Raw genomic sequence first — 9209 nt, 5'->3', positions numbered from 1 at the left:
TGATGATGGTCTGTAGCCAGGAACATCGTACGATCAGTTACTGTTCGAAGTCAAGACAAAACGGAAAGTTTCCACCCGGTGTGCGAGGTCCGGCCTGTGCGTGCTTGTATCGGAGCTTGTCGACCGGAGCAGACCGCGGCCGATCCCGAGGCGATCGTGGTTGGCGCGGTCACCCTGTTCAGGTGGGAACGAGCCGCGATGAGGCCGCTCGGCTCTTGGTGTATTTGCGGGGAGGGAACGACGATGGGCATATCCATCGACGATGGTGCCTGTGGTGTGTGGCAACGCGTGCCCGACGAGGTCATCAGCCGGCTTGACGGGCTCCCGGGGGCGGCCTACGAGGTACCGGATGAGGTCACATGTGCGCTCGAGACCGGGCATCCCGACAAGCACATGGCGGTTCTGCAGGGCTGGGGCAATCAGGAGGCGTGGTTGGTCTGGGCTACACCCACAACGGTCACTGCGCCGGGATGCCGGGTGGATGGACTGACCTGCCTGCTCCCGGTGGGACATGTCGGACGCCATCATGTGATCATGACGGATGTGGTGGAGGACGAAGGTCCCTACTGGTGCGACAGTCGCGCTGATCTGGAACTACAGCGCACGCCGATCTGATCGGAGGTTCGGTCACGGCTGTCAGCCACGGTTGGTGTCCACGGCGACGGTGTCGGTGCGAAAGACAAGCGTGACATCGGTATCGCTGGCGAAGTCGACGAGACGGGCGTGGTCCGGCAGCTCGCCGAGCAGCCAACAAAGATCGGAGACGGTACTTCCTTCGCAGGCCGTGATGGAGTACACCTGCGATTCGCCCCGGGGCGGACGCGCGTGCATCGGATCTTCACTTTCCCGCACGCGCGTCTGGTTCCCGCCGCCCGCGGCAGGGAGGGTCGTGCCCGTCAGTGGTCCGGCGGGTCCGTGTGGTACGGCTTTTTTGTTCATGGACATAGAATCGCTGTGGGCCTGAGTCAGGTCCATCCCGGCAAACGGGGAGTTTTGGGCGTCGTTCCCGAATTGGGCGCTTTCTCGGTTGCCCACATGGCCTGCCTGGACTCGGAGGGCTCGGCTGTGATTCCCTCATCGTGCGAGGGCCCTGGGCTCCGCCGGTTCGTGGGCCGGGCAGTCGGGACGTACCTGAGGTAGTCGGTCCTACCCGACACGACAACTCTGTGTAGAGCCGCCCCGGACTCGGGATGTGTTTTGCTCGACGTCCGATTCGTGTTCACTTCCGTTCATCCTTCGTTCATGCTGTATCGCTTCGATTCTCGCCGGCACCCCGGTCCGGGGGCGGACAGAACGGCGCCAATGCGCTGAAGACGAAGGGTCGCTTGTGAACACAGCGAAACGTCAGGTTGCGGTCATGGGCCTTGCGATGTCGGCGGTGCTGGGGGTGGCTGCCTGCGGTTCCGACAACACGGCGGCACCGAGCTCGACGGCCGGCACCGCCACGGGCGCGATCTCCTGCGCAACCGGGTCGATCACCGCCTCGGGCTCGACTGCGCAGAAGAACGCGATGGACGAGTGGGTCAAGAAGTACCAGATTGCGTGTCCCGGATCGTCGATCAACTACCAGGGAGTCGGCTCCTCCGCCGGCAAACAGGCGTTCGTGGATGGCAAGATCGATTTTGCCGGTTCGGACTCGGCGATCAGCGGTGACCAGGCGACCAATGCGGCCAAGCGCTGCACCGGCGGGCAAATCGTCGACCTGCCCATGGTCGCCGGGCCGGTCGCGGTGATTTACAACCTCTCCGGTGTGAAGGACCTGCAGCTCTCCGCCTCGACCTTGGCAAAGATCTATTCTGCCGCGATCACCAAGTGGAACGACCCGGCGGTCGCGGCTGACAACCCCGGCGTGACGCTGCCCAGTTCGCCGATCGTCCCGGTGCACCGTTCGGACGGTTCGGGTACCACGGACAACTTCACCAAGTTCTTGGACGGCGCTGCCAAGAGCGACTGGACGTTCGGTTCCGGTTCGGACTGGAAGGCCCCGAGCGGTCAGGGCTCCAAGGGCAGCGACGGCGTGACCTCGACGGTGAAGTCGACCGCCGGCGCCATCGGCTATGTCGAGCTCTCCTTCGCGGAGAACGCGAACCTGTCGACGGCAAAGATTAAGAACGGCGCCGGTGAGTATGTGGCGGTGAGCACCGAGGCGACGTCCAAGGGTGTGAGCACGGCCAAGGTCGCCAGCGGGAACGACCTGAAGCTGACCTTCGACTACGCGGCGACTACGCCCGGTGCCTACCCGATCTACCTGGTCACCTATGAGATCACCTGCACCAAGGGTCTGGCAGCGAGCCAGGCCACGCTGGTGAAGTCCTTCCTGACCTACACATCCTCCACCGGTGGTCAGGCCGCCATCGCCGATCTCGGATACGCTCCGCTGCCGACCGACCTTGCCGCGAAGGTGAGCTCGGTCGTGGCGACCATTTCATAATCATTCTTCTGCACTCCGGCCAGGGCCACGGGTTCTAACCGGGACGATCACGCCGGTGTGCCCACTCGCCACGAGGCGGGTGGGCACACCGTCCGACACCACTTGTTGGGAGGCATGATGAGCAGTGAGTCGGACGGCCAGGGCACAGGCTCGCCGAGCGACGACGCGCCGCTGGCGGTCAAGGAGCCCATCAGCAGTAGTGCGCATGCGCGGGTCAGCCCCGGGGACGTGTTCTTCAAGAATCTGACTCGCACTGCCGGCATCAGCCTGCTTGTTCTCATCGCGGCGATCGCAGCCTTCCTGGTGCTTGAGGCGACCAGTGCACTGCAGGCCAACACCGGAAACTTCTTCACGACGACCGAGTGGTTTCCCAACCAATCTCCGCCGTTTTTCGGAATCGCGGCGCTGTTGTTCGGAACGTTGCTCACAGCGATCATTGCAATGGCCATCTCCGTGCCGGTGGCGGTCGGCATCGCGCTGTTCATCACGGTATACGCCCCGCGACGCCTTGCCACGCCGCTGGCGTTCATCGTCGACCTGCTGGCAGCGGTCCCCAGCGTCGTTTTCGGGCTCTGGGGTCTGATTGTTCTCGTCCCGCGGATGAATGGCCTGCAGGAGTGGCTCACCGACTACTTCGGCTGGATCCCCTTGTTCAGTACGGATGACGGCCTCGTCGGACGGTCCATCTTCGTCGCCTCCGTCGTCCTGGCTATCATGATTCTGCCGATTGTCGCCGCGATCTCCCGCGAGATCTTCCTTCAGGTGCCGACCGCGCATAAGGAAGCGGCGCTCGCGCTCGGCGCGACCCGTTGGGAGATGATCCGAACGGCGGTACTCCCGTACGGCAAGCCTGGCGTGATCAGCGCGTCGATGCTGGGACTCGGCCGGGCGATGGGTGAGACGATCGCGGTCGCGCTGGTCCTTCCCGCGTCATTCGGAATTTCCTGGCACGTCCTGTCACCGGCCGGCAACACCATCGCGGCGAATGTGGCGAACGGTTTCGGTGAGGCCAACGAGGTCGGAAAGGGGGCTCTCATCGCCTCCGGCCTCGTCCTGTTCATCGTCACGATGCTTGTCAACATAATGGCCCGTGCCGTCATCGCCCGTCGGCATGAATTCTCGGGGACCGCCGCATGAGTACAACGACTGTCGCCCCGGCGACCAGCCCCGGCGGCATTGACCTGACCGGTCAGAAGCTGCCGATGACCACCCTGGCGGCTATCGGTGCCGGCGCCGTCGTGGCCACTATCTTGCTGTACGTCGTGGCACCGATAGACAGCAAGATTCAGTTCGTACTGATTGCCGGTTCGTTCTACCTGATCGGCCAGAGCGTGGCGTCCACCATGGTCGAAGGCAGCCGAAAGGCCGTCGACCGGTTCGTCACGACACTGGTCTATCTCGCCTTCCTGCTCGCGCTCATCCCGCTGGTCGCAGTGCTGGCCAGTGTGATTGCCAAGGGCGCGCAGCGGATCAACTACGACTTCCTGACCACCTCCATGCGAAACATCGGGGCGCGGGACGCCGGCGGCGGCATATACCACGCTCTGATCGGAACCCTGGAACAGATCGCACTGGCCAGTCTCTTCGCGGTTCCCTTCAGCATGCTGGTCGCAATCTATCTGGTCGAGTACGGTCGTGGGCGGATCAGCCGGACCATCAGTTTTTTCGTCGACGTGCTGACCGGTTTGCCTTCGATCATCGCAGGTCTGTTCATCCTTTCGTTCTATCTTCTCGCGCTCGGCCAGAAGCCGTCCGGTTTCGCCGGTGCGCTCGCCCTGACCATTCTGATGATTCCCATCGTCGTGCGCTCCACCGAGGAGATGCTCAAACTCGTCCCGGACGATCTTCGCGAGGCCAGTTATGCGCTGGGTATCACCCGGTGGCGAACCATCCTCAAGATTGTCATACCGACGGCTCTGCCTGGCATTGTGACCGGTGTCATGCTCGCGGTGGCCCGTGTCGCCGGCGAAACGGCGCCGCTGCTGCTGACCGTCTTCGGGACCGACTCCATCAATTTCAACCCGTTCTCCGGGCCGCAGTCGGCACTCCCGCTTTACATCTATGCGCAGGCTGGCGCACCGCAGCAGGTGGCTGTCGACCGGGCCTGGGCCGCCGCGCTCACGCTCATCGTCCTCGTGATGCTGCTGAACATCATCGCCCGGATGGTTGCCCGGTTCGCACGGGTTCGGTGATCGGTCATGCTGTCGCCGTCGCCCGTGCCTATCGTATTTTCCGTACCGTCCCCACCGTCCATGCAGTCCGTGCCGGTCACCGTACCGGCACGGCGCAACGAGCCGAGGTAACTCATGGCGACCCGTATCGACGTTTCCGGGCTGACCGCCTACTACGGGAATTTCAAAGCCGTCTCCGACATCCACTTCAGCATCGAGCCGAAGAACGTCACCGCGTTCATCGGACCGTCCGGCTGCGGAAAGTCCACTGTACTGCGGACGCTCAACCGCATGCACGAGGTGCTGCCCGGCGCCAGGGTCGAGGGCCAGGTCCGGATGGACGGTCAGGACCTCTACGGTGCCGGGGTCGACCCGGTGAACGTGCGTCGTACCGTCGGTATGGTCTTCCAACGGCCGAATCCATTCCCGACGATGTCCATCTACGAGAACGTCATCGCCGGGCTGAAGCTGAATGGCACGCGCAAGAAGTCACTGCTCGACGAGCGGGTTGAGCAGTCCTTGCGCGGCGCCAACCTGTGGGAGGAGGTCAAGGACCGTCTCGCCCGACCCGGCGCCGGTCTCTCCGGTGGACAGCAGCAGCGGTTGTGCATAGCGCGCGCGATTGCGGTGGAACCGCAGGTTCTGCTCATGGATGAGCCGTGTTCCGCCCTCGATCCGATCTCCACCCTGGCCATCGAAGATCTGATCGCCACACTCAAGTCGACTTACACCATTGTCATCGTGACGCACAACATGCAGCAGGCCGCCCGGGTCAGTGACACGACGGCGTTCTTCACTCTTGACAAGACCGGCGATCCAGGACGGTTGGTGGAGATGGACAAGACGGAGAAGATTTTTTCGAAGCCGAGCGAAAAGCGCACCGAGGAGTACATCACCGGGCGTTTCGGCTGAACCGGGCAGTTGCCGGCCTCGAGCTCACCCGAATTCATTGTGACCACTCGGATGCATCTCGTGCAGCCATTTGAAGAGGAGTCCCTTGCCCCGGAGCAGCGTCGCTCCGGGGAGGAGCCCGACCTGCCGAGCGGCCGGAGCCCGACACTGCTGGTTGCCGACGCAGCCGCGGACTCCGAGCTTCTGTCCGCCCTCGCCGACCATGGCGTCGAGGTCAGCGTCGTGGTGGACGGTGCGCGTGCACTGCTGGAGATCGGTCGCCTGGCACCGGCGGTCGTGCTCATTTCCGCGCGTCTGCCGATCATCGACGGTGTGACAGTGGTGCGGACTGTCCGAACCCGCGACGACATGCCGATTCTGCTTGGGGTGGGCCCGCAGGACCGGCGGCAGGCCGCGGCGGGGTTGGAGGCAGGCGCGAGTGCATGCGTTGTCAAGCCGTACCGGATCAACGAGGTGCTGGGGCTGGTGCGGTCCGTCCGGGGCTTCGGCGTGGACCGGGCCGAGCCCGGTGTGTTGCGCGTCGGAGGGGTTATCCTGAACACGGTCGCATACGAGGTCCGGGTGGACGGCGTACCGGTGCGGCTGCCTCCGCAGGAGTTCAGGCTGCTGCGCATCCTGCTTGAACGGGCCGGGTCCGTGGTAACCCGCCAGACACTGCTTGAACGTGTGTGGGGGACGACCAGCCATGAGACCAACACGCTGGCGGTGCACGTACGCCGCCTGCGCAGCCGTCTCGGGGATACCGGCGATACTGACCACCCTCGCCTGATCGAGAGTATCCGCGGCGTCGGTTACCGTTTCCGCCTCGCTGACGAGCCGACTGCGTAGAGGACCAAAGGGCGCGCGACGATCGTCAGATCGTGCGCCCGGAGGCCGCAGTCCCCAGAGCGCTGATGGAGGTGAGGTGTGATCAGGCCTGCGCACCTGCGTCGGGTGCGCGCCGGTAGGAGATGTCCGCGCGGTGCCGGGTGAAGCCGAGGCCTTCATACAGGCGTATTGCCCGCTGGTTGAGGTCTTCGACGTAGAGCATCACCGTTGCCAGGCCCTGATCGCGTAGGTGGTGCAGCCCGATGAGGGTCAAGGCGCGGCCGAGCCCGCGCCCGGCGAAGGTGGGCTCCAGACCGACGACATAGACCTCGCCGACGTCGGTCTTCGTGGCGGCGGTCTCGGCTGTCGAAATGCCACCGGGCCCGGGTATGTCGTCGATGCCGTAGTGAACCTTTGTCCAGTGGAAACCGGCCAGCCGGCCGGCGGACTCCGCGAGGAACAAGCCCGCTGGGTCGAACCACGGTTCGGCCTCCCGCAGACGAACATCGGTTACCGTCCAGCGGCCCTGCTCGGGGTGGTCGGCGAAGGCGGCACGGTTGACCGCCACCACTGCGTCCTCGTCCTGTCCAGGGATGAAGGTGCGGACGGTGACACCCGGTGGCAGTGCTATGTCGGGGAGGGCGGACAGCGGTCGGCGCATCTGCCAGAGCACGCGTTCGCGAACGAAGCCGTACCGGTGCGCCAGCGTCACCGTCGCGGGTGGGTCGCCGTGCGCCCAGACATCGAGCTGCGCGTGGGCCTGGTCAGCGGACGCGGTCAGCGCGGCGAGAAGGTGCCCGCCGCTGCCATGACGCCGTTGTCCGGGATGCACGACCAGCTCCGCCTGCCAGCTGTCATCGGAGCGGACGGCCAGGTAGGCGTATCCGGCGATCTCGCGCGATGTTGATGCGTCTGATGCGTCTGATGCGTCTGATGCGTCTGATGCGGTGATGATCAGATGGTGCCCGCTGGTGAGTGGATCGGGCGACAATCGCAACATTGCGTCATCGGACAACGGGGCGACCCCGTCCGCGCCGGTGGCCGCGGTCACCAGGTCCCGAAGGGCGTCGACGTCGTGGGAGGTCAGTTGCCGGGTCCAGTACAGCGTCATTGCGCGACATTAGGACGTTCGCCTGGCTGAAGGGCGTGCGATCATGGTATTTTCGCACGCCCGGAGGCTTCAGATTGCCTGTGTGGCTGGAGGGCGTGCGATCATGGTTCGTTTCGCACGCCCTCCAGCCCCGAGGCTGCTAGAGCGAGACCCGCTGGGGGATGCGAGCCACTTCCCTTTCGTTGTGGCTGGCCACCGCGTCTTCAGGCAGCGGTGCGATCGGAGGCGCGACGAATTTGTAACCAACGTGCCGCACCGTACCGATCATCGACTCGTGCTCCGGGCCGAGCTTGGCCCGCAGCCGACGCACGTGGACGTCGACCGTCCGGGTACCTCCGTAGTAGTCGTAACCCCACACCTCCTGCAGGAGCTGGGCGCGAGTGAAGACCCGGCCGGGGTGCTGGGCGAGGTACTTCAGCAGCTCGAATTCCTTGAAGGTGAGCTCGAGCGGACGGCCGCGCAGCTTGGCCGAGTAGGTGGTCTCGTCCACCGACAGGTCGCCGGACCGGATGACACCGGCTTCCGCAGTGCCGCCGGCCGCCGCGACCCGACCGATCGCGAGCCGCAACCGCGCTTCGACCTCAGCCGGTCCGGCGCTGTCGAGGACGACGTCATCGACGCCCCAGTCGGCTGACACCGCGGCCAGCCCACCCTCGGTGACGAGCGCGAGCAGGGGAGTGGTGAGCCCGGTTGTGCGCAGGAGGCGGCACAGGCCGCGGGCGACGACGAGTTCCCGGCGCCCGTCCACCACGACGACGTCCACTGGTGGTGCGTCCAGGAGCGCGCTGGCCTCGAGTGGGGCGACGCGAACGGTGTGAGTCAGGAGCCCGAGTGAGGGAAAGGACTCCGCGGATGGTCCGGGGGCGTTGGTGAGCAACAGGACGACGCTCAAGTCGACTCCTCCAGGGTTCGGTTGCGATGTTGGGGCAGCGTCGACCCACGGATACCTTGCGACCGGCCCCCCGCGTTCCACGACCGTCATGGGCGTGAAACGAACACCGGCCTGTGGGGAGGATAGCGGAGTGTCCTACTCCGCTCATACCGTCTTCGGGGTTCTCCCCACCTCGGACGGTGAGATCCTCGCCACGACCCATTGCGGCCGTGTTGGTTCTGCCGCCGATCGTAGTTTTGATCTTGGGGTCGTCGTCGTCCACGGTTTTTCCGGTTTTCGTGACAAACCCCCGGTCAGGGCGGTCAGCGACGGCATCCGGCCCTATGCCGGCGTGCTCACCCCGGATCTGCGGGGTCACGGCCAGTCCTCGGGCGTGTGCACCTTCGGCGATCTGGAGGTTCTGGATGTGGACGCGGCCGTGGGGGAAGCCCGGCGGCTCGGTTACCTGAACGTCATCACCGTCGGTTGGTCGATGGGGGCCGCCGCGGTACTGCGCCACGCGGCCTTCGCCCGCGGCGGGGACTGCGTGCGCGGGTACCCCGTGCACAACCCGGTTGACGCCGTCGTCAGCGTGAGCGCGCCGAGCCGCTGGTACGTCCGTGACACTGCGGCGATGCGGCGCCTGAGCTGGCTCGCGGAGACCGCCGCCGGCCGTCGCATCGCCCGGCACGCGCTCGGCGTACGGCTGATGTCCGAAATCTGGCCGATGATCCCGGCGTCCCCGCTCGACGTCGCCGGCCGGATCGCGCCGACGCCGGTTCTGTTCGTCCACGGAGACCGGGACACCTACTTCACCCTGGATCATCCTCATTCGCTGGCGGTGGCTTCGGGGGAGCACGGCCAGTTGTGGATCATCCCAGGCTTCGGGCACGCCGAATCGGGGCT

At 65.3% G+C, this 9209-nt stretch carries 10 protein-coding genes; 7 read left to right on the top strand and 3 right to left on the bottom strand.

The annotated features are described in order from the left end of the window. Positions 1-243: 243 nt before the first annotated feature. Entirely contained in the window at positions 244-615 is a 372-nt protein-coding gene (locus tag U9979_RS22630; protein ID WP_322750548.1) for a hypothetical protein, read from the top strand. A 21-nt stretch (positions 616-636) separates the two neighbouring features. Here the strand turns inward: U9979_RS22630 and U9979_RS22625 are convergent, their stop codons facing one another. Further along, on the bottom strand, positions 637-831 hold the full coding sequence (locus tag U9979_RS22625; RefSeq protein ID WP_322780878.1) for a hypothetical protein: 195 nt from the start codon (positions 829-831) through the stop codon (positions 637-639). 526 nt (positions 832-1357) lie between these two features. Between U9979_RS22625 and pstS the strand changes: the two genes are divergently transcribed. The 5 genes from pstS (at position 1358) to U9979_RS22600 (ending at position 6342) form a co-directional block, all read left to right on the top strand. After that, a complete protein-coding gene (gene pstS / locus U9979_RS22620; protein ID WP_416210098.1) occupies positions 1358-2431 on the top strand; it encodes a phosphate ABC transporter substrate-binding protein PstS in 1074 nt (357 codons plus the stop codon). Between the two features lie 117 nt (positions 2432-2548). Beyond that, positions 2549-3568, top strand: coding sequence for a phosphate ABC transporter permease subunit PstC (gene pstC / locus U9979_RS22615; protein ID WP_322780877.1), 1020 nt, complete (start codon positions 2549-2551; stop codon positions 3566-3568). After that, positions 3565-4623 (top strand): phosphate ABC transporter permease PstA, encoded by a 1059-nt coding sequence (gene pstA, locus U9979_RS22610; protein ID WP_322780876.1) that lies wholly within the window; start codon positions 3565-3567, stop codon positions 4621-4623. The genes pstC and pstA overlap by 4 nt, the downstream gene beginning before the upstream one ends. A gap of 114 nt (positions 4624-4737) precedes the next feature. Next, positions 4738-5514 (top strand): phosphate ABC transporter ATP-binding protein PstB, encoded by a 777-nt coding sequence (gene pstB, locus U9979_RS22605; protein WP_322752198.1) that lies wholly within the window; start codon positions 4738-4740, stop codon positions 5512-5514. A 60-nt stretch (positions 5515-5574) separates the two neighbouring features. After that, positions 5575-6342: a response regulator transcription factor gene (locus tag U9979_RS22600; RefSeq protein WP_416220281.1), complete on the top strand. Its 768-nt coding sequence runs from the start codon at positions 5575-5577 to the stop codon at positions 6340-6342. A gap of 82 nt (positions 6343-6424) precedes the next feature. On the opposite strand, the gene mshD is transcribed toward U9979_RS22600, so the two are convergent. Together mshD and U9979_RS22590 are read right to left on the bottom strand one after the other, a co-directional pair. Next, on the bottom strand, positions 6425-7432 hold the full coding sequence (gene mshD, locus U9979_RS22595; RefSeq protein WP_322750439.1) for a mycothiol synthase: 1008 nt from the start codon (positions 7430-7432) through the stop codon (positions 6425-6427). Positions 7433-7571: 139 nt separating this feature from the next. Continuing rightward, positions 7572-8324: a response regulator transcription factor gene (locus tag U9979_RS22590; protein WP_322750438.1), complete on the bottom strand. Its 753-nt coding sequence runs from the start codon at positions 8322-8324 to the stop codon at positions 7572-7574. Positions 8325-8454: 130 nt separating this feature from the next. Between U9979_RS22590 and U9979_RS22585 the strand changes: the two genes are divergently transcribed. Next, positions 8455-9209 (top strand): alpha/beta hydrolase (locus tag U9979_RS22585; protein ID WP_322780875.1); only part of this gene is annotated, 755 nt, incomplete at its 3' end.

Origin of the sequence: Protofrankia sp. Cas4 (assembly GCF_963555915.1) — a bacterium.
Lineage (GTDB): Bacteria > Actinomycetota > Actinomycetes > Frankiales > Frankiaceae > Protofrankia.
The sequence above is the reverse complement of the archived record's forward strand: the minus strand, read 5'-3'. Positions and strand labels throughout refer to the sequence as shown.